Source organism: Massilia scottii, assembly GCF_030846495.1.
In the GTDB taxonomy this organism is placed as follows: domain Bacteria; phylum Pseudomonadota; class Gammaproteobacteria; order Burkholderiales; family Burkholderiaceae_D; genus Telluria_A; species Telluria_A violaceinigra.
In genome coordinates, this window is the sequence record NZ_JAVCWM010000005.1 from 191,469 (window position 1) to 214,226 (window position 22,758).

At 66.3% G+C, this 22,758-nt stretch carries 21 protein-coding genes; 14 read left to right on the forward strand and 7 right to left on the reverse strand.

What is annotated here, in order from left to right; translation table 11 throughout:
* Positions 1-252 precede the first annotated feature (252 nt).
* From RBA41_RS08575 to RBA41_RS08620, 10 genes are read left to right on the forward strand one after another with little or no spacing between them, the layout of a single operon-like run.
* Positions 253-1,461 carry an isochorismate synthase gene (locus RBA41_RS08575; RefSeq protein ID WP_306623054.1) on the forward strand — a complete coding sequence of 403 codons (1,209 nt, stop codon included), beginning with the start codon at positions 253-255 and terminating at the stop codon, positions 1,459-1,461.
* Complete coding sequence (locus tag RBA41_RS08580; RefSeq protein WP_306623056.1) at positions 1,458-3,101, forward strand: (2,3-dihydroxybenzoyl)adenylate synthase; 1,644 nt, start codon at positions 1,458-1,460, stop codon at positions 3,099-3,101. The genes RBA41_RS08575 and RBA41_RS08580 overlap by 4 nt, the downstream gene beginning before the upstream one ends.
* The gene (locus tag RBA41_RS08585) at positions 3,098-3,973 is read left to right on the forward strand and encodes an isochorismatase (RefSeq protein WP_306623057.1); all 876 of its coding nucleotides are present in this window, start codon (positions 3,098-3,100) and stop codon (positions 3,971-3,973) included. Before RBA41_RS08580 ends, RBA41_RS08585 begins: the two co-directional genes overlap by 4 nt.
* Positions 3,970-7,833: a non-ribosomal peptide synthetase gene (locus RBA41_RS08590; RefSeq protein ID WP_306623059.1), complete on the forward strand. Its 3,864-nt coding sequence runs from the start codon at positions 3,970-3,972 to the stop codon at positions 7,831-7,833. Before RBA41_RS08585 ends, RBA41_RS08590 begins: the two co-directional genes overlap by 4 nt.
* Positions 7,830-8,666 carry a siderophore-interacting protein gene (locus tag RBA41_RS08595; protein ID WP_306623061.1) on the forward strand — a complete coding sequence of 279 codons (837 nt, stop codon included), beginning with the start codon at positions 7,830-7,832 and terminating at the stop codon, positions 8,664-8,666. The genes RBA41_RS08590 and RBA41_RS08595 overlap by 4 nt, the downstream gene beginning before the upstream one ends.
* Complete coding sequence (locus RBA41_RS08600; RefSeq protein ID WP_306623063.1) at positions 8,663-9,583, forward strand: ABC transporter substrate-binding protein; 921 nt, start codon at positions 8,663-8,665, stop codon at positions 9,581-9,583. Before RBA41_RS08595 ends, RBA41_RS08600 begins: the two co-directional genes overlap by 4 nt.
* Entirely contained in the window at positions 9,580-10,557 is a 978-nt protein-coding gene (locus RBA41_RS08605) for a FecCD family ABC transporter permease (RefSeq protein ID WP_306623065.1), read from the forward strand. The genes RBA41_RS08600 and RBA41_RS08605 overlap by 4 nt, the downstream gene beginning before the upstream one ends.
* The gene (locus RBA41_RS08610; RefSeq protein ID WP_306623068.1) at positions 10,554-11,600 is read left to right on the forward strand and encodes a FecCD family ABC transporter permease; all 1,047 of its coding nucleotides are present in this window, start codon (positions 10,554-10,556) and stop codon (positions 11,598-11,600) included. Before RBA41_RS08605 ends, RBA41_RS08610 begins: the two co-directional genes overlap by 4 nt.
* 11 nt (positions 11,601-11,611) lie before the next feature.
* Positions 11,612-12,394, forward strand: coding sequence for an ABC transporter ATP-binding protein (locus RBA41_RS08615; RefSeq protein ID WP_306623070.1), 783 nt, complete (start codon positions 11,612-11,614; stop codon positions 12,392-12,394).
* A gap of 26 nt (positions 12,395-12,420) precedes the next feature.
* A complete protein-coding gene (locus RBA41_RS08620) occupies positions 12,421-13,203 on the forward strand; it encodes a 2,3-dihydro-2,3-dihydroxybenzoate dehydrogenase (protein ID WP_306623072.1) in 783 nt (260 codons plus the stop codon).
* A 538-nt stretch (positions 13,204-13,741) separates the two neighbouring features.
* On the opposite strand, the gene RBA41_RS08625 is transcribed toward RBA41_RS08620, so the two are convergent.
* The gene (locus tag RBA41_RS08625; RefSeq protein ID WP_306623073.1) at positions 13,742-14,005 is read right to left on the reverse strand and encodes a hypothetical protein; all 264 of its coding nucleotides are present in this window, start codon (positions 14,003-14,005) and stop codon (positions 13,742-13,744) included.
* Between the two features lie 232 nt (positions 14,006-14,237).
* Positions 14,238-14,876, reverse strand: coding sequence for a class I SAM-dependent rRNA methyltransferase (locus RBA41_RS08630; RefSeq protein WP_233291792.1), 639 nt, complete (start codon positions 14,874-14,876; stop codon positions 14,238-14,240).
* A gap of 124 nt (positions 14,877-15,000) precedes the next feature.
* Here RBA41_RS08630 and RBA41_RS08635 point away from each other — a divergent pair, with 124 nt between their 5' ends.
* Complete coding sequence (locus tag RBA41_RS08635; RefSeq protein WP_306623077.1) at positions 15,001-15,594, forward strand: TetR/AcrR family transcriptional regulator; 594 nt, start codon at positions 15,001-15,003, stop codon at positions 15,592-15,594.
* Positions 15,587-16,522 (forward strand): alpha/beta hydrolase family protein, encoded by a 936-nt coding sequence (locus RBA41_RS08640; protein ID WP_306623079.1) that lies wholly within the window; start codon positions 15,587-15,589, stop codon positions 16,520-16,522. The genes RBA41_RS08635 and RBA41_RS08640 overlap by 8 nt, the downstream gene beginning before the upstream one ends.
* Positions 16,523-16,631: 109 nt before the next feature.
* Here the strand turns inward: RBA41_RS08640 and RBA41_RS08645 are convergent, their stop codons facing one another.
* The gene (locus RBA41_RS08645; RefSeq protein ID WP_306623081.1) at positions 16,632-17,183 is read right to left on the reverse strand and encodes a hypothetical protein; all 552 of its coding nucleotides are present in this window, start codon (positions 17,181-17,183) and stop codon (positions 16,632-16,634) included.
* 364 nt (positions 17,184-17,547) lie between these two features.
* On the opposite strand from RBA41_RS08645, the gene RBA41_RS08650 reads away from it, so the two are divergent.
* Complete coding sequence (locus RBA41_RS08650; protein ID WP_306623083.1) at positions 17,548-18,327, forward strand: head GIN domain-containing protein; 780 nt, start codon at positions 17,548-17,550, stop codon at positions 18,325-18,327.
* A 4-nt stretch (positions 18,328-18,331) separates the two neighbouring features.
* On the opposite strand, the gene RBA41_RS08655 is transcribed toward RBA41_RS08650, so the two are convergent.
* The 4 genes from RBA41_RS08655 to RBA41_RS08670 all read right to left on the reverse strand — a co-directional run bounded on the left by RBA41_RS08655 (position 18,332) and on the right by RBA41_RS08670 (position 22,072).
* Positions 18,332-20,611 (reverse strand): TonB-dependent receptor, encoded by a 2,280-nt coding sequence (locus RBA41_RS08655; protein ID WP_306623085.1) that lies wholly within the window; start codon positions 20,609-20,611, stop codon positions 18,332-18,334.
* Positions 20,612-20,619: 8 nt separating this feature from the next.
* Complete coding sequence (locus tag RBA41_RS08660; RefSeq protein WP_306623087.1) at positions 20,620-21,081, reverse strand: YcnI family copper-binding membrane protein; 462 nt, start codon at positions 21,079-21,081, stop codon at positions 20,620-20,622.
* Between the two features lie 31 nt (positions 21,082-21,112).
* Positions 21,113-21,577, reverse strand: a complete 465-nt coding sequence (locus RBA41_RS08665) for a copper chaperone PCu(A)C (protein ID WP_306623089.1) — start codon at positions 21,575-21,577, stop codon at positions 21,113-21,115.
* Between the two features lie 93 nt (positions 21,578-21,670).
* Positions 21,671-22,072 carry a DUF2946 domain-containing protein gene (locus tag RBA41_RS08670; protein ID WP_306623091.1) on the reverse strand — a complete coding sequence of 134 codons (402 nt, stop codon included), beginning with the start codon at positions 22,070-22,072 and terminating at the stop codon, positions 21,671-21,673.
* A 174-nt stretch (positions 22,073-22,246) separates the two neighbouring features.
* On the opposite strand from RBA41_RS08670, the gene RBA41_RS08675 reads away from it, so the two are divergent.
* Entirely contained in the window at positions 22,247-22,705 is a 459-nt protein-coding gene (locus RBA41_RS08675) for a PEP-CTERM sorting domain-containing protein (RefSeq protein ID WP_306623093.1), read from the forward strand.
* Positions 22,706-22,758 lie beyond the last annotated feature (53 nt).

Sequence of the window (22,758 nt, forward strand, 5' to 3'; positions counted from 1 at the left end):
GCGACATGCGGTGGCAAGCCCGGTTGGCGGGCGACGAGGTGCGGTACGAGCATGATAGGTCTTCTCAGGTGTGATGAACATTCGTCATCGTTGACAGGCGTGAAACTTGAGCATACCATACTAGATAAATGCGAATCAATCTCATTTGCATTAATATTTAGATTGTAAATGATAATCATTATGATCTATAGTTCGGCCCCGCCTACCCGGCGAATCGCTCCGACTGCTCTCCTAACGCAAGGAATATTCACTATGAATGACAGACTGCACGGCCACTATCTGAGCCGTACCAGCGCGGCCGATCTATGCGCGCATTACGAAGCCGGCGCCACCCTGTTCTCGTCGCCCGGCCACACGCTGCTGGCCAGCGGCAAGCGCAGCATCCTGCCGCCGCAGTCCGGATCCACGCTGGCCGGCGCCGCTGCGGCCCTGCTGCGCTCCGCGCGCCGCGACGGTAGCGCGACCCCGGTGATGATCGGCGCCGTGCCATTCCTGGCCGACGCCCCGGCGCACCTGTTCATTCCCGAGCACGTGATCATGGCGACCGGCCCGGCCAATCTGCCTGCCGCAACCCCGCAAGCACCACCGGCGCGCGCCCGCTTCCCGCGCACCATCGAATCCATTCCCACGCAAGTCCAGTACCAGCGCGCCGTGGCCCGGGCGGTCGAACGCATCCGCGCCGGCCAGCTTGAAAAGGTGGTGTTGTCGCGCTCACTGACCCTCGAAACCGAAATCGACGTGGCCGGCCTGCTGGCACGCCTTGACGCGCGCAACGCGCACGGCTACACCTTCGCCATCGACCTCGCGCCAGATGCGGACGGGCGCCGCACCCTGATCGGCGCCAGTCCCGAGCTGCTGCTCTCGCGCCATGGCACCCGTGTGCGCTGCCATCCGCTGGCCGGCTCGATCCCGCGCAGCGCCGACCCGCATGAAGACCAGCGCCGCGCGCAAGGCTTGCTGGCGTCGCAGAAGGACCTGCACGAACACGCGCTGGTGGCCGACATGGTGGCCGATTCGCTGCGTCCGTACTGCCACTCGGTGAGCGTGCCGGCCGTGCCGTCGCTGATCGCCACGCCCACCATGTGGCACCTGGGCAGCGAAGTGACGGCGCAACTGAACGAGCCCGGTATGAGTTCGCTCGCACTGGCAATGGCGCTGCACCCAACGCCAGCCGTTTGCGGCCACCCCGCCGCCTTGGCGCGCACGTTCATCAACGAGGCGGAAGGCTTCGACCGTGGTTTCTTCGCCGGTCTGGTGGGCTGGATGGACGCCAACGGCGACGGCGAATGGGCAGTCACCCTGCGCTGCGCCGAAGTGGGCGCCCACAGCGCCACCCTGTACGCCGGCGCCGGCATCGTGGCCGGATCGGACCCCGAACTCGAATTCCTCGAAACGTCCGGCAAGCTGCGCACCATGCTGCGCGCGATGGGCCTCGAAGCGGTGCTGGAGGAAGCAGCATGACCAGTGACTATCTGCCCGGTTTCACCCCGTATCCCGACGACTTTGCGGCGCGCTATCGCGAAGCCGGCTACTGGACCGGTGAAACCTTTGGCTCTCTCCTGCGCACCCGCGCGCTTGTTCATCCCGACAGCATCGCCCTGGTCTGCGGCACGCGCCGCTGGAGCTATGCCGAACTCGATCGGCGCGCCGACCGCTTTGCCGCTGGCTTGATCCGCCTGGGCATCGCCCCGCGCGACCGCGTGGTCGTGCAACTGCCCAACGTGGCCGAATTCTTTGTCGCCTGCTTCGCCCTGTTCCGCATCGGCGCACTGCCCGTGTTTGCCCTGCCCGCGCACCGCCGCCATGAAATCGGTCATCTGTGCGCGTTTACCGACGCCGCCGCCTACCTCATCGCCGACAGCGACGCCGGCTTCGACTACCGCACCCTGGCGCGCGAAGTGATGGCCGAAGTGCCAGCGCTGACGCGTGTGATCGTGCTGGGCGACGCCGCCGAATTCATCTCTTTCGACTCGCTGTATGAAGACGCAACGCCGATGGCCGGCCCGCAGCCGGGCGACGTGGCCTTCCTGCAGCTCTCCGGCGGCACCACCGGCCTGCCCAAGCTGATCCCGCGCACCCACGACGATTATCTGTACAGCGTGCGCGCCAGCGCCGACATCTGCGAACTTGACCGTAGTAGCGTGTATTTATGCGCGCTGCCGGTCGCGCACAACTTCCCAATGAGTTCCCCGGGCAGCTTCGGCGTATTCCACGCGGGCGGCTGCGTGGTACTGGCGCGCCGGCCGACGCCAGACGACGCCTTCCCGCTGATCGAAGCCGAAGGCGTGACCATCACCGCGCTGGTGCCGCCGCTGGCCATGGTGTGGCTGGACGCCGCTGGCGCCACCCGCCACAAGCTGGGTAGCCTGAAACTGCTGCAAGTCGGCGGTGCGCGCCTCTCCGCCGAAGCGGCATGCCGCGTCGGGCCGGTGCTCGGGTGCGCCCTGCAGCAGGTATTCGGCATGGCCGAAGGCCTGGTCAACTACACCCGTCCCGACGACTCGCCCGAACTGACCGCCAATACCCAGGGCCGCCCGATCTCGCCAGCCGACGAAGTCCGCATCGTCGACGATGAAGACCGCGACCTGCCGGACGGCGAAATCGGCCACCTGCTCACGCGCGGCCCGTACACCATCCGCGGCTACTACCGCGCCGAGGAACACAACGCACGCGCCTTCACCAGCGACGGTTTCTATCGCACCGGGGACCTGGTAATGCGCCTGCCGTCCGGCCACCTGGTCGTCGAAGGCCGCGCCAAGGACCAGATCAACCGCGGCGGCGACAAGGTCGCGGCCGAGGAAGTCGAGAACCACCTGCTGGCCCACCCCGGCGTGCACGACGCCGCACTGGTGTCGATGCCGGACGCCTACCTGGGAGAGCGCAGTTGCGCCTTCATCGTCACGCGCGGCGCGCCGGTACGGGCGATTGAACTGACGCGCTTCCTGCGCGAACGCGGCGTGGCCCAGTACAAGATCCCCGACCGCATCGAATTCGTCGAACGTTTCCCCACCACGGGCGTCGGCAAAGTTAACAAACGCCAGCTGCGCGAACAGATCGCCCAGTTGATCGGCACTCAATCACAAGATCGGCAAGCACCATGACCATCCCGAAAATCGCTTCCTACCCCATGCCCACGGCCATGCCGGACAACCGCGTCACCTGGATGCCTGAACCGAAGCGCGCCGTGCTGCTGATTCACGACATGCAGGAATACTTCCTCGACTTCTACGACACCGCCGCCGCGCCGATTCCCGAGCTGATCGCCCACATCAGGCAGCTGCGCGACGCAGCCGACGCCGCCGGCGTACCGGTGGTCTACACCGCGCAGCCGGCCGAGCAATCGGCCCAGGACCGTGGCCTGCTCACCGACTGGTGGGGTCCCGGCCTGACCGCCAGGCCCGAACGCGCACCGGTCGTGGCAAGCCTGGCGCCGCGCACGCAGGACACCGTGCTGACCAAATGGCGCTACAGCGCCTTCGTGCGCAGCGACCTGCTGGCGCGCATGCGCGAACAGGGCCGCGACCAGCTGATCGTGTGCGGCGTGTACGCCCACATCGGTTGCCTGATGACGGCAGCCGACGCCTTCATGAGCGACATCCAGCCCTTCCTGGTGGGCGACGCGCTGGCCGATTTCTCGGCCGAACAGCATCAGATGGGCCTCGACTACGTATCGCAGCGTTGCGGCGTGGTCGCCAGCACGGCGACCGTGGCCGGCGCGCTCAAGCCGGCAATCGCCTGGCACGCCACGCGCACCGCCCTGCAGGCCGAAGTGGCGGAACTGCTGGCCGTTCCGGCGTCGGACCTGCTCCCCGATGACAACCTGCTGTTCGCCGGTCTCGATTCGATCCGTCTTATGAGCCTGATCGAACGCTGGCGCCGCGCCGGCATCGAAACCACCTTCGTCGAACTGGCCGAGCGCCCTACCCTGGCCGACTGGTGGGAACTGCTCGACGCGCGCCGGGTGAGCAAGTGAGCGGCGCACGGCTGGCGCTGACAAGCGCGCAATACGGCATCTGGCTCGGGCAGCAGCTCGATGCCGCCAGCCCCGCCTACTGGACGGCGGAAGCGGTCGAACTAAGCGGCCCGCTGGAGCACGCCCACTTCGAAGCCGCGCTGCGCCAGGCCGTGCACGAATGCGATGCCCTGCACATGCGCTTTGCCAGCGACGGCGAAGCGGTCTGGCAAACGCTTGATCGGCAGGAGGACTGGCCGTTCGCGCGCCACGACATGAGCGACGCCGAGGCCCGGCTGTGGATGCAGGCCGACCTGCAACAGAGCGCCGACCTGGCGCGCGGCCCGCTGTTCGCCAGCGCGCTGCTGCAACTGGGCCCGGACAAGGCGCTGTGGTACCTGCGTGCCCACCACATCGCCCTCGACGGCTTTGCCTACGCCATGCTGGCGCAGCGCGTGGCGGCCCTGTATTCGGCCCGCACCGGCAATACCGAAGCGCCGCCCGCCCGCGCCGGCAAGCTCGATCCGGTGGTGGCCGAAGATGCCGCCTACCTCGCCTCGTCCGCCTATGCGCGCGACCGCGACTTCTGGATGGCGCGCATGGCCGGTGCCGGTGCGCCGGCGATGCTGGCGCCACCGGCCACCGTCGCGCGCGGCGTGCGCCGAGTGCGTGGCGGCATCGCCAACAGCACCATCGAACGCTGCCAGACGGTGGCCAGCGCCGCCGGTGTGGACTGGGCCGCCGTGCTGGTCGCTGCCACCGGCGCCTGGCTGCGCCGCCACAGCAGCGCGGGCGACCTGACCCTGGGCCTGCCCGTCATGGGCCGCCTTGGCTCGGTGGCGCTGACCATTCCGTGCATGGCGATGAACATCGTCCCCCTGCGCCTCGCGCCAGCGTCCGGACAGTCGCTGGCCGACCTGGCGCGCGCGGTCGCCGCCGAGATGAAGGCAATCCGTCCGCACCAGCGCTATCGCTACGAACACCTGAAACACGACCTGGGCATGAGCGGCGGCACGCGCCGCCTGTTCGGCGCGGTCGTCAACCTGATGCCGTTCGACCGCCCGCCGGTATTCGGTGCGCTGCACGCGGTCTCGCACCCGGTATCGGCCGGTCCGGTTGAAGACCTGTCGATCACCATCGCCCCGGGCACGAACAGCCGCATCGACATCGAAGCAAATCCGGACGCCTACGACGAAGCCACCCTGCATGCGCTGCACCAGTCGCTGTTGAACGCGCTGGCGGCCCTGCTTGAGCAGCCCGACGCGCTGCTTTCCGACGTGCTCGGACAAGCGCCGCACGCCACGCCAGCCCTGCTGAGCGGCGGCGAACTGCCCACCGCGCCGGCATCGGTGCTCGCTGCCCTGCTCACGCACGACGCGCACAAGACCGCGCTGATTCACGGCGACGCCGAACTCAGTTATGCGGAGCTGGTAACTGCCGTCCAAAACATGGCCGGGCGACTGCGCGACGCCGGCGTTACCGAAGACAGCCGGGTCGTGCTGCTGCTGCCGCGCAGCCTTGATACCATCATCGCGATGCTGGCCATCATGTGGGCCGGCGGCGGCTACGTGCCGCTAGACCCGGACGGCCCTGCCCTGCGCGTGGCCGCCGTGCTGGAAGACGTGAAGCCGACGCTGGTCCTCAGCCTGCGCAAATATGCGCCGCTGCTGCCAGCCTCCCTGCCGCTGCTGTGCATCGACGAGCCCGCGCCGGCCGATCCGATGCCAGCCCCGCTGCCGGTGGCCGACAGCGCGCTGGCGTACATCATCTACACCTCCGGTTCCACCGGCCGGCCAAATGGCGTCATGATCGAGCGCGCGGCGCTGGCCCACTTCGGCGCCGGCGCCACCGCGCGCTACCAGGTCACCGCAAGCGACCGCGTACTGCAATTCGCCCCGCTGCATTTCGACGCCAGTGTCGAAGAGATTTTCCTCACCCTGCGAGCCGGTGCAACCCTGATCCTGCGCGACGACGCCATGCTCGAATCGCTGGAGCGCTTCATCGATGCCTGCGCGCGCCTGCGCATCAGCGTGCTCGATCTGCCGACCGCGTTCTGGCACGAACTCGCCTTCCACGTGGGCCAGCACGGCGCCCCACTGCCCGATTGCCTGCGCCTGGTCATCATCGGCGGCGAAGCCGCGCTGGCCGAACGCGTGGCGCGCTGGCGCACAGCCGCGCCAGCCCATCTGGTGCTGCTCAACACCTATGGACCGACCGAAGCCACCGTCATCTGCACCACCGCGCAGCTGGCTGGCCCGGACGCCATCGCCTGGAGCGGCGACGCCGTGCCGATCGGCCGCCCGCTGCCTGGTGTCGATATCGCCGTCGGCGCCCCGCACCCTGTTGGCATCGGAGAGGAAGGAGAACTTTTCCTGATCGGTGGCGGCCTCGCGCGCGGCTACTTCGACCGCGAAGCGCTGACCGCGCAGCGCTTTGTCACCTTGCCGGATGGTCGCCGCGCCTACCGCACCGGCGACCGCGTCGTGCTGGGCGAAGATGGAGAACTGCGCTACCTGGGCCGGCTGGACGACGAAGTCAAGATCAGCGGCCACCGGATCGACCCGACCGAGATCGAAGCCGCACTGCTGCAGTATCCCGGCGTGCGCGAAGCGGCCGTGGTGTGCCAGTCCCAGTCCGACGGCGGCAAGCACCTGCGCGCGTTCGTCGCCACCGCCGGCAAACTGAATGCCCCGGCCTTGCGCGCCTTCCTGGCCGAGCGCCTGCCCGCAACGGCCGTGCCGGCCAATTACGCCAGCCTTGCGCGCCTGCCGCGCAACGCCAACGGCAAGATCGATCGTTCCGCCCTGCGCGCGCGCGAGATGGAGGCCGCGCCAACCGCGCTCGGCGCCACTCCGCTCGAACAGTCGGTGATGTCCGTCTGGCGCGAAGTGCTCGGCGTGGAGGCGCTGACGCCAATGGATGACTTCTTTGCACTCGGCGGCAAATCGCTGCAAGCGATCCAGGTCGCCAACCGCCTCGGCGCGGCGCTCAAGCGCGAAGTGGCGGTATCGGCCCTGTTCCGCCACCGTACCGTGGCCGCGCTGGCGCATTCGCTCGGCACCGTCGGCCACGCGCCACCAAGCGCCGCCGCAGGTGGCGAATTCGCACCGCTGCTGACCATCCAGCGTGGCAGCGGCCCTGCCCTGTTCTGCGTGCATCCGGCCGAAGGCTTGTCGTGGTGCTATCTGGGCCTGGCCGCCTACCTGCCGCACACGCCGATCTACGGCCTGCAGGCGCGCGGCATGAGCGGCACGCCGCCGGCCGACATCGACATGCAGCTCGACGATTACCTTGGCCTTGTGCGCGGCGCCCAGCCGCATGGCCCGTACCGCCTGATCGGCTGGTCCTCCGGCGGCGGTCTTGCCCACGCCCTGGCCGCGCGCCTGCAAGCCGCCGGCGAAACGGTGTCGCTGCTGGCGATGATGGATTCCTACCCGAGCGATATCTGGGAAGGCAAACCGGAAGCCGAAGAACGCGACGCCCTGATCGCCATGCTCGACGTGATCGGCGCGCCCTCGGTCGACGCCGACGGCCAGCCGCTCCCGCGCGAGGCGCTGCTGGCCCAGTTCCGCCAGCCGGGCAGCTCGCTGGCCACGGCCGACGACGCCCACCTCGAACGCATCACCACCACCGCGCTGCTGTCGATGCGCCTGTACCGCCAGCTGCGCCATCCGCGCTTTGAAGGCGACGTGCTGTTCTTCCATGCCAGCCGGCGCGGCCCCGACGCCCCGGACTGGAAAGGCTGGACGCCGTACGTCGACGGCCAGCTCGAACGCATCGACGTCGATTGCACCCATTCGTCCATGAGCCAGCCGGCGCCCCTGGGGCACATCGGCCGCGTGCTGGCGCAACGTATTCACCCGGAAGGCAAACCACGATGACCACTCCCACGCCCAAACGCAGTCCGCCGCGCATGCTGCGCGTGCGCCGCACGCTGCAACTGACCCCATTAATGCGCCGCATCACCCTGGCCGGCGAAGCGCTGGCCGGCTTTCCGCTCGATAGCGACGGCGCCCACATCAAGCTGCTGCTGGCGCGCGAAGGCCAGCGCGAACCGGTGCTGCCGACGCTCGGCCCGGACGGTCCGGTGTGGCCGCCGGCCGACATCCGCCCCATCGCCCGCACCTACACGGTAGCCCGCTATGACGCCGAAGCGGGCGAGCTTGATGTGGACCTGGTCCTGCACGGCGACGACGGCCCGGCCTCGCGCTGGGCCGTGCACGCCCAGCCGGGGGACGCCATCGGCGTGGCCGGTCCGGGCGGGCCGCCGCGTTTCGTGCCATCAGCCGACTACCACCTGATGATCGGCGACCCGAGCGCACTGGCAGCGATTGCCGCCGCACTGCGCGGCGTGCCCCGCAAGGCGCGCGGCACTGTGCTGATCGAAGTTCCCGACCACTCCGAAGTCCAGGCGCTGCCCTACCCCGTCGGCTTTTCAGTGCACTGGCTGTCGCGCCGTGGCGCCCGTCCCGGCGCCAGCACCTTGCTGCTCGACGCCGTAAAAGCGATGGCGTGGCCGCCGGGCCGCGTGTCGGTCACGCTGGCGGGCGAAAGCAACCAGCTGCTGGCCGTGCGCGACTTTTTGCTGTCGGAGCGTGGCGTGGCCCGCGCCGACATGTACGCGGTCCCGTACTGGAAAGACGAACACACCGAAGAGGCGTACCACGCCGAACGCCACCGCATCATGGATGAACTGGAAGAAGCCGCATCATGAACACATTCTCACCCCTGCGCCGCGTTGCGCTGTTCGCGCTCATGGCGCTGTGCGCCATGCCGGCGCTGGCCCAGCGCAAAATCGTCGACGCCGCCAACCGCGCCGTCACCGTGCCCGAACGCGCCCAGCGCGTGGTGGCGCTGTCCGAACTCGATCTGGATGCGCTGCTGGCCCTGAAAATCAAGCCCGCCGGCGCCACCAAGGGCCGTGGGCAAACGGCCATGCCACGCTACCTCGGCGCCACTGCCGCCACGATTCCCAGCGCCGGCAATTTCGCCGCGCCCGTGCTCGACCTGGTGGTCGGCATGCAGCCCGACCTGATTCTTGCCGGCGGCATGAGCGACCCGGAGCTGCTGTCCCAGCTCGCCAAGATCGCCCCCACCGTCGTCACCTACCAGCCCGGCGAGAACTGGCAGGCCACGTTCCGCCGCATCGGCGCCATGATGGGCAAATCGCCCGATGCCGACGCCTTCCTGGCAGACTACATCGCCAAGGCCGGCGCATTGCGCCAGCGCCTGGGCGAGCGCGCCAACACCACGGTGAGCGTAGTGCGCTGGAATCCGCAAGGCCCGTCGTACATGCTGCGCGACTCGTTCGCCAGCCTGGTGCTGGCCGACCTCAAGATGCGCCGTCCCGCCGCGCAGATGCAACCCGGCGCGGCGCATTCGCGGCCACTGAGCCTGGAGGCGCTGGCCGCCATCGACGCCGACTGGATCTTTGTCGGCACGCTGAGCGCCAGCGGCCCTGCCAACGACGCGCTGGCCGCGGCGCGCCAATCGCCGCCATTCCGCCAGCTCGGCGCGTCCCAGCGTAATCAGGTGCGCGCGGTGGATGGCTCGCTCTGGACCAGTCCCGGTGGTCCGCTGGCCGCGCTGGCGGTCCTGGCCGACATCGACAAAGCACTGGCCGCGCCTTGAGTCCTTCCAGCCGCATTGCGCTGCTTGTCCCCATCCTGCCCGCGCTGCTGCTGGCATCGATGCTGACCGGGGCCGGCGACGCCGGCATGGCCGACCTGCGCGCCGTGCTGGCCGGTGGCGACAACTCGCCGCTGCAGATGATCGTGCGCGACGTGCGCGCGCCGCGTACCTTGGCGGCGCTGCTGGTCGGCGCCGCGCTCGGCGTGGCCGGCATGCTGATGCAAACCGTGACCCGCAACCGTCTGGCCGAACCGGGCCTGCTCGGCGTGAATGCCGGCGCGGCGCTCGGCGTGGTCACTGGCATCACCCTGGCCGGCGCCGAATCGGGCCTTGCTTATTTGCTGTGGGCCGGCGCCGGCGCCCTGCTGGGCAACGCCTGCGTGCTCGGTGTGGCCAACGCGGGTCGTCAATCGGGCAGCCCGCTGCGCCTCGTGCTGGCTGGCGTGGCGCTGGGTGCGACCTTTCACGGCTTGAGTTCAGCGATGCTGCTTAGCCAGCCATCCGGTTACGACCAGTACCGCTTCTGGGTTCTCGGCTCGCTGGCCGGTTCCAGCGGCAGCATGATCATGCTGGCCGCGCCCTTCATTATCTTCGGACTACTGGCCGCGCTGTTCCTGGCGCGGCCGCTGTCGGCCATGCTGCTGGGCGACGACATCGCCCGCTCGCTGGGGCATTCGCCACGTCTGCTGCGCTCTGCCGTCGCCTTCACCGCCACGCTGCTGACCGGCAGCGCGGTTGCCCTGACCGGGCCGATCGCCTTTCTCGGCTTGCTGGCGCCCTTCCTCGCGCGCGCGCTGGCACAAGGACTGGCGGCCCAACTGGCGGCATCGGCCTGGGTGGGCGCCATCGTGCTGCTGTTCGCCGACCTTGGCGCGCGCCTCGTGGCGCAACCGTTCGAAACGCCCATCAGCGTCCTCACCGCCCTACTCGGCGCGCCGCTGCTGGTATGGCTGGCGCGCGGGAGCGTTCGATGATGGCGCCCGAACCCGGCCTGGTCGTCCTGCGCGGCGGCGCGCTGTCGGTGCTGGTCGCCAAACGCTCGCTGTACACAATACTCGCCCTGCTGCTTGCCCTTGCACTGGCTGTCGCCGTGGCCCTGTCGGCCGGTCCGGCATGGCTGTCGCCATCCCAGCTTCTCGATGTCATCAAGGGCGATGCCCCTGGCGGCACGCGCCTGATGGTGCTGGAGTTTCGCCTGCCGCGCATACTCACCGGCGTGCTGGCCGGCGCCTCGCTCGGTCTCGCCGGAAGCCTGATCCAGACCCTCACGCGCAACCGCCTCGCCTCGCCCGACATGCTTGGCGTGGCCGACGGCGCCATGCTCGGCGTCTTCATGGCGCTCATCGCCGGCACCACCGGCATGCTCGGACCGTGGTGGGTCGGGCCCTTGGGCGCCTTGGGCGCGGTCGCGCTGCTGCTGTTGGCCAGCGGCCCGCTCGACAGCCGTGGGCACCGTCTGCTGGTGGTCGGCATTGCGATTGCCAGCCTGCTGCGCGCTGCGGCCGAACTGGTGCTATCGCAGCAAGAGCTGATGCACGCCAGCGCGCTGTACGCGTGGAGCATCGGAAGCCTGAGCGGGCGTACCTACGGTTCCGCATTGCCGCTGGCCGGCGCTCTTCTTTTGCTGCTGCCGCCGGCGCTGCTGGCCAGCCGCCGCCTTGCGCTGCTGCGCTTCGATCCCGACATCGCCACCGGCCTTGGCCTGCCCGTGCGCGCGACTCAATGGCAGGTGCTGCTGTGCGCCGTGCTGCTGGCCGGGATGGCGGTCGGCGTATGCGGGCCGATCGCCTTCGTGGCGCTGGCCGCGCCCTTCATCGGCGAACGCCTGGTCGGCTACGGGCGTGGCGCGCTGCTGGCATCGGCCTTGTCCGGCGCCTTGCTGGTGGCCGCCGCCGACACGCTCGGGCGCGTCGTCCTGGGCGATGCCGAACTGCCGGTCGGCGTGATCTGCAACCTGCTCGGCGGACCATTTTTGCTATACCTGCTCCTTCACGAGCGCAATGGAGAAACGCAGTAATGGATAAACAAGTGACACAACTCCTTGTGCAAGACCTGCACGCCGGCCATCCGGGCCGCCCCGTGCTGCACGGGATCGACCTGGCGATCGAACCCGGCAAGGTCACGGCCATCGTCGGCCCGAACGGCTGCGGCAAATCGACGCTGCTGCGCTGCATGGCGCGGCTGCACCGGCCGCAGCAAGGCAGCATAAAGCTCGGAGGGGACGACCTGTGGCAGATGCGCCAGCAGCAAGCCTCGCGCAGCCTGGCGATGCTGCCGCAGTCGCCGCAGGCGCCGGAAGGCATCACGGTCAGCGGGCTGGTTCGCTTCGGCCGTCATCCGCATCAGGGCTTGTTCCGCCAGTGGTCGCGCGAGGACGAACTGGCGGTGAATGCGGCCATGTCGTCCACGGACGTGAGCGCGCTGGCCCAGCGCCGGCTCGATCAATTGTCCGGCGGGCAGCGCCAGCGCTGCTGGCTGGCGATGACCCTGGCGCAAGAGACGCCAATCTTGCTGCTTGACGAACCTACCAGCATGCTCGATCTGGGCCATCAGGTCGATGTACTGGACCGGGTGCGCGCGTTGGCGAACGGCGGGCGTTCGGTTGTCATCGTGCTGCACGACCTGGCTGCGGCGGCGCGTTATGCCGACACGCTGGTGGCCATGCGCGACGGCCGCATCGTTGCCGCCGGCGCACCGCGCGATGTGGTCACGCCGGCACTGGTGCGCCAGTTGTATGAGCTTGACGTCGACGTGCTGTCCGCGCCCGGCGACGGTGCGCCGGTGGTGGTGCCGGTCAGGCGTTTTCACTAGTTTTCATTCATCGAACAAGGAACAAGATGACAAATCAATTTGAAGGCAAGGTCGCGCTGGTCACCGGCGCGGCGCAGGGCATTGGCGCGGCAGTGGCGCGCAAGCTGGCGCGCGAAGGTGCGGCGGTGGCGGTGTTCGATGTAAAAGCCGGTGCGGTCGAGGACATGGCAGCAATGCTGCGCGCCGGCGGCGTCTCGGCAATCGGTATCGCGGTCGATGTGACCGACAGCGCAGCCGTGAACGAGGCCGTGGCGCGTGTACGGCACGAGCTGGGCGAGATCGATGTGCTGGTGAACGTGGCGGGCATCCTGCGCATGGGGTCCATTCTGAACTATAGCGATGCGGACTGGGAGCAGACGTTTGCGGTGAATGCCGGCGGCGTTTTCCGCCTGTGCCGCGCGGTGGCGACCGGCATGGTGGAGCGCAAGCGGGGCGCCATCGTGACGGTGGCGTCGAATGCGTCGACCGTGCCGCGCATGCAGATGGGGGCGTATGCGGCGTCGAAGGCGGCGTCCACGCAGTTCATGCGCTGCCTCGGGCTGGAATTGGCTCAGTACGGGATCCGCTGCAATGTGGTGTCGCCTGGGTCGACCGACACCGAGATGCAGCGCCAGTTGTGGAACGGCGCCGATGGATCGCAGGGCGTCATCGGTGGATCGCTGGAGACGTTCCGGCTGGGGATTCCGTTAAAACGAATCGCAACACCGGACGATATTGCCGATGCGGTGCTGTATCTGGCGTCGGACAGTGCGCGCCACATCACCATGCATGATTTGCGGATTGATGGTGGAGCGACGCTGGGCGGCTAAAGCGAACGGCAACCTTTACCCGGAGTGGTCGCGACCTGATCTGAAACATTTCAGTCTTCTTTTGGCGGTTTCGAATGCGGCGCGACTGGCTCAACGTCCTCCCCGGACAACATTTCCGACAGATCCTCTGATGAAAGTCGCTTCATTTTTTCCTCAAGCTTTCGGTCATACCTTCGGTCGTTCGGATCCCGCTGCTTGTGTGCCTTGCGAGCATACTGTTGAATAAATCGGCCAAGTTCGCCCGCTAGTTGAGATTTCGTGCGTTTTGGAAGCATGTGTTCGAGTCTGAATCAATGTCAGATTCCGGCTGAGAAACTATCAGAAGGAAGGTAGCTATCACCGTCAGGCTCGGCAATACGTACAGGGCCCGTCCTGTTTGGAATGCCAGCAGGGACATTGGCAGCCTTCCGAAGATAACTTCCCCCACAGGCATCAACAGTCCGAGCACAAGCAAAATTTTCCCAGCTAACTTTACGCGCCTGCGGTTTGGTGCTGAGGCGTCGATCAAATCCAGAACCTGAGCGTCACACAGGTCATGTCACGGTGTCGGAAACATTCTCAGATTGTAAATATAAACACCGTACAATAAAGCCCATGCGCCGAGTCCACCTGCAGCACCAAGAGCAAACCGCATTTTCCAGGTAGTGGCGAGCAAGCCCGCTGCCAATGCCTCCCATATTATTGGCCCTAGCCCGATGGCAAGGGGACTTCCAAGGTTTTCTTTTGCAAACACCCATTGTCCAGCCCACACCAGAACAAACAGTAGTCCAAGTCCGGCGAAGGTGTAGCGTACATATTTCACAAATGTGTCCTAAAAAAATTGCGAGGTTAGTTAGTTTCCAAAACCTGCGGCGCCGACCGACACGGCTCCGCGCGTTGACAACCTATCCGATAACGACTGCCTTGACCGAGGCCTTGGCACCATTGACAACGTCCGCTTGCATCGGCGCCTGATAAGTCAAGCCAAAATACTGCATGCAAAACGCAACTGCCGCGATTGAACTGTTGGCCGGTCAACTGCGCGCCCCTATACCTCAGCGAAACTTGTACCGCTCGCCCGTCTTCAAGTCCAGCGCGAACTTGACACCGTTCTCGGTGACCGGCACTTCATCCGGCGGCTCGTCGCCGGCCAGCGCGCCTTCGACGAACGGCAGACCTTCACCCTTGCGCACCAGCTCATCGGCGCGCTCGTACACATTGCGGCAGCCCGTTTCCGCGATCAGGGTCTGCACGATCGGCACCTTCCACGCGTCCACGCCGGCAGCCTGGAATTCGCAGATCAGATACCCCTCTTTGCCGCCGTACTGCTCCACCAGCAAACCCGGCAAATTATCCGCTTCGGCGTTGACCAGCTTGACCACCTGATCGGGGCGGGCTTTTTTTGCCGCTGCCGCGCTCTTGGCCAGCGCCGCCTTGACGCGGCGCTTGATCAGCGCATGGTCGACCGGCTCGCCTTCGTCGAAGGTCCACACCCGCGCGCGGATCTGCGACTTGGAATTGTAGGCGGCGCGCGCCAGGAATTTGGTCGACGACGACTGCACGATCGCCGTGCCTCCCGCCTTCATTTTTTCGTTCGGCTTGCCGTCGACTTTTTCAATCGCGGACGCGTAAATCCAGGGCTCGCCGGCGAGCAGGCTTTTTTCCTTGCCCTGTTTGATGGTGATGATCAGCATGTGGTTCCAGTGAAAATGCATTGCAATACCGAATGATACCGCCTGCCGACCCATTTAGAACCCATCCTCTACCCCGCAAAGATTTTTCTTGCACCTAGACCGATCAGTCTATAGGATGAATTACATGAAACCAAGCGATGCCAAACAACGCCTGATCGGCGCCATGATCGAAGCCCTGCAACGCCGCGGCCTGCATGGCAGCGGCCTGACCGAATTGCTGGCCGCCGCCGACGCCCCCAAGGGCGTGCTCTACCATCATTTTCCAGGAGGCAAGACCGAACTGGCCGTGGCTGCCATCGAGGTGACCATTGCGCGCCTGTGCGACAGCATGGAAGCGAGCATGGCCGCCAGCGGCGATCCGGGCGCCGCGCTGATGATCTGGATTAACGGCGCCCAGAAACGGCTCGACGCCAGCCACTATGAACGCGGCTGCCCGCTGGCCACCATCGCCCTGGAGACGACCGCCGACGACGTGGAGATTCGCGCGGCGCTGGCCAAGGGCTTCGCCGCGGTGCGCGACCGCATCGCCACGGGCCTGGTCAACGCCGGCTACGAAGCGGCCAGCGCACATGCCACGGCGGCCCTGCTGCTGGCCGCCTACGAGGGTGGCTTGCTGCAGGCGCGCGTGGCCGGCACGCCCGAACCGATGGCGCTCGTCAGCAGCGCCCTGCTCACCTATCTGAAGCTGCAGCGCCCCAAGGAGCCCGATCATGAGTAAGAGCGTCGATGCCCAATCCCTGACCTTGAGAACCGCCGACGGCTACCCGATCGCGGCACTGCGCTACCCGGCCACCGGACCCACGCGCGGCCACCTGGTGGTGGCCGGAGCCACCGGCGTGCCGCAGGGCTTCTACCGGCGCTTCGCGCAGTACGCCAGCAGCTGCGGCTACAACGTGATGACGCTCGATTACCGCGGCATCGGCTTGTCCAAGCCGGCCACGCTCAAGGGCTTCCGCATGGATTACCTGGACTGGGGCCGCCAGGACCTGGCCGCCGCCGTCGAGGCCATGAGCGAACCCGGACTGCCTTTGTATATGGTGGGCCACTCGTACGGCGGCCATGCCTTCGGCCTGCTGCCCAACCACCACAAGGTCGACGGCCTGTACACCTTCGCCACCGGCGCCGGCTGGCACGGCTGGATGCCGCCGATGGAGCGCCTGCGCGTGCTGCTGATGTGGCGCGTGCTCGGCCCCCTGATCGTGCGCGTGAAGGGTTACCTGGCGTGGAACTGGATGGGCATGGGCGAGGACCTCCCTGTCGATGTGTATCGCCAGTGGAAACGCTGGTGTACCTTTCCGCGCTATTTTTTCCAGGACCCGAACATGAAGCACATCGCCGCGTCGTACGAGAGCGTACGCAGCCCGATCATGGCCTGCAACGCGCTCGACGACCTGTGGGCGCGCCCGCCGTCGCGCAACGCCTTCATGTCGGCATACCGCAACGCCGGCTGGCAGGCGACCGACATCGACCCGCGCCAGGCCGGCCTGGGACCGATCGGCCACATGGGCTACTTCAAGGCGCACTGCAAGCCGCTGTGGGAAGGAGCGCTAAGCTGGCTTGAGCAGCATGGGCGGATTCCCCCGGCCGGTTCATCGCGCCAGCAGCCGGTCGGACTTGATGTGCCGCTTCGACGTCAGGCGATATGAGCGCCGCTATCCGGTTCGTGGCGCTGCACGACCGCAGCGCCATCCATGCGCCGGGCCGTGACAGCAGGGGAATCGCCAGGAGCGTGAGTCCTCTGATGCTTTTCGCGGCCTATAAAAACGGATTATCCGGCGCGGTCCGATCCGAATCCAGAGGTGCGGTGACAAGTGTCATGGCCAGATGAGCAATCACCCCGGTCAAATTATCTTCTCTGAATCCTTTTTCAACGCCATCCGCAAAAAAAGTATGGAGCTCTCCAGCATGCGTTATGCTGGGACTTTTGGCATAGTTCTCATTCGACCCGTTTTTGACCAGGTTATCGATCAGAGACTTCGCCGTATCGTTGGCCAAAGGATACTTGCTTGAATATAAGTACGCATTCACACTACGGGTCATTTTCTCATAGAGAGATAGTTCACGCGTTGAAGCGGCGGCTGACAGATGCGCTTCCAGAAGCCCACGTCCGCCTGATATAGGTTTTTCGCGCGGAACAGAGTTGCATTTCAATACTCCCAGGACGACGTCCCGGGCTGCCAGCTTCTCCGGGTAGGCAATCCCCGCCGCCATCATGATGGACGAACCAATAATCCCTTTATATTGGAACATTACTCGGGCAGCAGTAGGTAGAGGCATATTTTCACCGTGACGTAAATTAGAATGCATGTGGAATTACCGACGATACTCGCATCAATAAACTGCTATGCCTTTCAGTTCTGGTTCTTGAAACAAGCAACCATCTCTTGCTGGACATGAGTGAGTACAGCGACAGTAACATCGGGCGTCAGCGGGCCAATCAATAATTAGAAGAATTAGCAAGAACGGCCAATGTGCCCATGGTCTCGTGGTGGTGAGCTGCGCGCGCCGGATTCCTTGATATGCCGGCCACGGCTGGCCAGCCCATCGCGCTAAACTGCAGTCTGTCCGGCGCGCGCTGCAGTTTGTCGCAAACCGCGCGCCGCACCATGGCCGCTTGCCTAGTATGCTGGTCAGGAATCCAATCCCACCGCATCGTTCAAAGGACGCCGTCATGACCCGAGCACCGACTACCCGTTTCGCCCTGCACCACCTCGTTCTGGCCGCCGCCCTTGCCTGCGCGCTGCCAGCCAGCCACGCTGCCGGCGGCGACTGGTTCGGCGGCGACAAGGTCCAGGGCAGCACCATCATCAAACGCGAGACGCGCGCGCTGGGCCACTTTACCGGCGTTGCGCTGAGCCTTCCGGCCAAGGTGGAAGTGCGCATCGGCAACACCGAAAGCGTCAGCATCGAAACCGACGACAACCTGCTGCCGCTGATCGAGACCGTGATCGAAGATGGCACGCTCCGGCTGCGCCCCAACAAGCGCAACCTGAGCTTCAAGACCCGCCACATGACGATCGTGGTGCAGGCCAAAAGCCTCGAACACATATCCATTGGCGGCTCGGGCAGCATCGATGCCGACACCCTGCGCGGCGACAAGGTCAGCATCAACGTCGGCGGATCGGGCTCCATCGTCCTCAAGGGCATCGAAGCGGACAACGTCATCATGGCCGTCGGCGGCAGCGGCAGCCTGACCAGCGGCCCCGGATCGCTGAATAACGTGTCGATCGCGATCGGCGGCTCGGGCGACGTCAACATCGGCAAGGTCAAGGCGCGCAATGCCAAGATCAGCGTGGCCGGCTCCGGCGAAGCCATTGTGTGGGCCAGCGACAGCTTGAACACGTCGATTGCCGGTTCGGGCGACGTGAAATACTACGGCAACCCGACAGTGAGCAAGTCGACGGCCGGCTCCGGCACCACGCGCCGCCTCGGCGACGCGCCGCAGCGCTGACCCCTTACAGGTCGAAGCGCAGTTCCGCGACCGCGGTGCGCTGGGTGTACGGGTGGAAGGCCCAGTAGCGCGCATTGTTCACGTTATCGATCCCGAGCGCCGCGCTCCACTGCTTGCTGATCTTGTAGCGCACGCGCAGGTCCGCCACCAGATAGTCGGACACGCCCATGTAGGTGGCGCCGTTCGGGTCGGTGTTGTCCAGCGTGCCGTACTGCTTGCCGCTGTAGCGCACCCCCACGCTGCCCACCCAGTCCTGACCCAGATGGTAGGTCGTCAGCAGGTTGGCGCGCCACTGCGGCACGCGCGGCTGGCGTTTGCCCACGCTGGCGGCAAAGGCGCGGTTTCGCACGATGGTCGAATCGGCGTAGGCCAGGCTGCTGTTGATGGTCAGCCCGTGCACCATCACGTCGTCACCCTGCCATGCCATTTCGAGCCCGTTGGTGCGGATCTTGTCGACATTCTGCACGGTGTTCACAAGGCCGGTCAGCGGCTGCGAATACAGCGCGTCGCGCGTGGTTTCATGGAACAGGGTGGCGCGCAGCGAGCTGTCGGAGGTCATGCGTTCGGCGGTCAGTTCGCCTGTCCATGAACGCTCGGCGCGCAGGTTCGGGTCGCGGTTGACGATCTGCTGGTCGACGATGGAGCCCTGGAACAGTTCCGCCGCGGTCGGGTTGCGCACCGCGCGTCCGGCCGATCCCTTCAATGCCCAGTCGTGCGTGGCCTGCCAGGCCAGCGCCGCTTTGGGCGACCAGCTGGTGTCGACGCGCTCGCCGAACGGCAGCGGCGCCACCGATGCGGCGTTCGATACTTCGCCGCCGTACGCGCTCCAGCGCTCCAGGCGCATGCCGAGCGTGGTCTTCCACTGCGGCGCAAAGCGCCACGTGTCTTGCGCGTACACGCTTTGCAGGCGCGTGTTGCCGTTGAAGGTGGAGACGGTGGCGCCGTCGCCCGCACGAATCCAGTCGCTACCGGAGAACACGCGCGTGCGCAGGGCCGCGCTGTCGCTCTGCACGCCCATGTCGACGATGTGTGCCGGCGTCGGACGCCAGATGCCCTTGAGCGCCAGCGTGATCCAGCCGCTGCCTTCCATGTCGGTCACGTTGCCGCGGCCCGCCTGGCCGATGCTGGCCACCGACACCACCGGCGTGCGCACCTGGTCCCTGGCATAGTCGTATTTGCTGGCCGCGATTTCCCAGTCCCACACGCCCTTGCTGTGCTGCTTGAGCGAGAAGCCGTGCATCAGGTGTTCGAGCTTGCCGATGGCGGGCGCCAGGTCCGACGGCTTGAGTTCATAGCGCTTGCCGCCCATGTTGATGAAGCCATTCGCGTCGCCCCGGTACACCGGCGCGCCGGCGGCATCAACCAGATAAGTTTCGGCGGCGCGGTGGGCGTCGTTGCCCCACCAGCCCAGGGTGTAGCTGGCGCGCAGCACCGGCGTCACATCGTAGGCGAGCTTGATCTTGGCGTGGTCCTGCACCGTGTGCGACTGGCCGGTGGTGCCGATGATCAGCCAGTCCTTGTTGGCTGAATTTTTATCGGCCACGGCGCCCGTCACCGGCAGGCCGGCCGCGCTGTTCACGCCCGTCGATACCAGCTTGTTGGCGAACCCGATCGGCTGGCCGCGGCTGTCGAGACGCGACACATCGACCCACCACGACCAAGCGCCCTGGCGGTTGCCGACCGAGGCGCTGCCCTGGCCGCCGCCGAAGCGGTCGTCGGTCGCGTACTGGCGATAGCGCTGGCTGAAGGCCGACAGCTTCACGTGCGCTTCCAGGCGGGTCGGCATGCGGGTCTGGAAATCGACCACGGCGCCAGCCGAATTGCCCGGATAGGCGGCCGAGAATGGGCCGTACAGCACGTCCACGCGCTCGATTTCCTCGGGCGAGACCATGCCCCAGCGCGGGGTGAAGGTGGCGCCGTTGCCGAGCAGGTTGGAGAGCAGGATGCCGTCGGCGTACACCAGCGAACGCGCGCTGTTGCCGGTGCCGGACGCGCGGCTGGCCAGCACCGCGTGGTCGTAGTCGCCGATGTAGCGCTTGCGCACATTCAGGCTCGGGAAGTATTTGAGCGCGTCTTCGCTGTCGGTGGCGTTGATGCGCTGCTCCACCTGGGCGCCGCTGATCGACTCGATGGTGGTCGGAATCTGGGTCGGCAGCGAACTGGGACGCCCGCCGTTGATGGTTACCGCAGGCAGCTTGACTGGCGTGTGGGTGGCCAGCGCCATGTTGGATGTACAGGCGAGCAGGATCCCCAGCGCCGGTGCGCTGGTCAACAATGTTTTCATGGCGAGCCTTAGTGGTGTGGTGCGCCGGCGGCGGCGGGGAGAATCTCGAGCACGGGTGCGGGCGACGCCAGCCTGGCGCCGCTGGCGTCGGGAATGGCATCCCAGTCCAGGCGGCCTTCATCGCACAATTGCGTGACCTTGAAGTAGTGCTTGCCCACGGTGGCGGGCAGCTTGACCTGCATGGCGAATTCGTCGAAGTGGGCGTCCTGCAGCGGGCCGCCTTTCCAGGTCACCTGGCTGGCCGTGCCGGAGTTGGTCCAGCCGGCCTTGGGCATCGGCTTGGCGCCGCCGATCCCTTGCGGCAGGGTCACGGTCAGGGTGTGGGTCGGGCTGCCCTTGCAACCGTGGCCGACGCGGAAGGTCAGCTTTTGGTAGGTGCCGGCGTTGGCGCTGGTTTGTTCGAGCGTCACGTGGGCGTGCGCGAGCGGCGCGGCCAGGGCCACGCAAGCGAAGAGAATGCGAATGTTCATGATGATGTCCGGGTTGGTTGCGGCGTCAGGTTCAGTGGGCAGCGGCGTGCGCACCGTGCGGGCTGACAAAGTTCAGCGGCTTGACGGGAACCTCGATGGTCATCGATTCGCGTTTCTTGTTCGGGTGTTCGACGGTCAGTGTCAGCGGCACCGAATCGCCCGCCTTGAGCTGGCGTTTCAGGTCGATCAGCATCAGGTGGTAGCCGCCCGAGGCCAGCTTGACAGCCTTGCCGGCGGGCAGATCGATGGCGTCGACCTGCTGCATCTTCATCTGGTCGCCCTGCATCTCCATCTTGTGCATTTCGACGGTGCCGGCAACCGGCGAACTGGCGCCGACGAGACGCGCGTCCTTCGCCGACTGCAGCTGCATGAAGGCGCCGCTGGTTTTCTGGACCGGCACGGTGGCACGCGCCCACGGGGCGTCGACCTTGACTTGGGCGAAGGCGGACGAGGCGAGCGCGTACAACGCGATCAACGCATAAGTATGTTTTTTCATGGTGATTCTCTGTAATAGGGTCTGGTGACGTGGGCCTGCCGAACAGGCGCGCAACGTCGCAACGGTGCGGCGCGCAATGCGCCGCGAGAGCTATCAGAGAATCGCGGGCGGGCCGCGCGGAGGGGCGGCGGTGAGCGCGAGCAGGGGCTGCGGCGCGCGGTAGAACAGGAAGGGACGCAGCTCGTGGCCGCCGAGGATGGCCAGGCCCGTGATTGCGTTCGGCATCAGCGAATAGCTGCCGGCGTGCGGAAGGCAGTAGCCGCAGTCTTCCATCATGCCGGCGCCGCTGTGGTCAAGCTGGCCGGCGAGCAGGCTGATGGCCTGGACGCCGGGGGTGGCGCGCGCGCTCGGGTCGGTAAAGCAGATGTCGGCGCTGAGCGCATCACCGCGGACGGCGGCGAGCGCGTGCGAAATCGATGGGGCGAGCACGTTCATCAGGATCGCGAGACACGCGATCCAGATTTGCAGGCGCCACTTGGTCGACTTCATTTTCATGGGGAGAATTATATCGCAGGGATGCGGGCGCCGGGGGGACTACCGCGGTCGGCAAAAGGACTAGGTGCCGCGCGGCGATATCGCCTTCCGCCATCAAAACAACAGTTACAAAATGGTTAATCTTTTCATGCGGCTTGACGTAATATCTGAAACACCCACGAAAAAGGAATGACCATGCCCTCGCCCGTCCGGCACCTCGCCGCCAGCGCCATCGCGTTTGCCGCCCTGCTCGCTCCCCAGTTCGCATTCGCCGGCGGGATCCATCTCGAGAGCAGCGGCATCATGTTCGACACCGCCTGGTCTCAGCGGGCAGAGACCCTGGTGTCCGACGTGAACGGGGCTGCCACTTTTTCCCTGGTCAACGCGGTCGACTACCTGCGCTTTCCGAATCAGTTCAATTACTTCAACGACTACGAAGGGCAGTTCCAGTTGACCGCGCGCAGCGGCTACAAGGTGACCGGTTACTCCCTGTCCGGCGGCTTTCGCGGCGATATCCACGTGGGGCAATCGCCCAACGGGACCCAGGCGGTTCCGGAACCGCACACCTATGCGATGACGCTGGCGGGACTGGCGCTGCTGGCGGGGGTGGCGCGCAGGCGCAAACGGGCCGCGCGGGCCGGCGTGATGCCATGACATCGATGAGATGAAGCGCGCAGGAGGGAGCGCATGCGTTCCTTCCTGCGCGC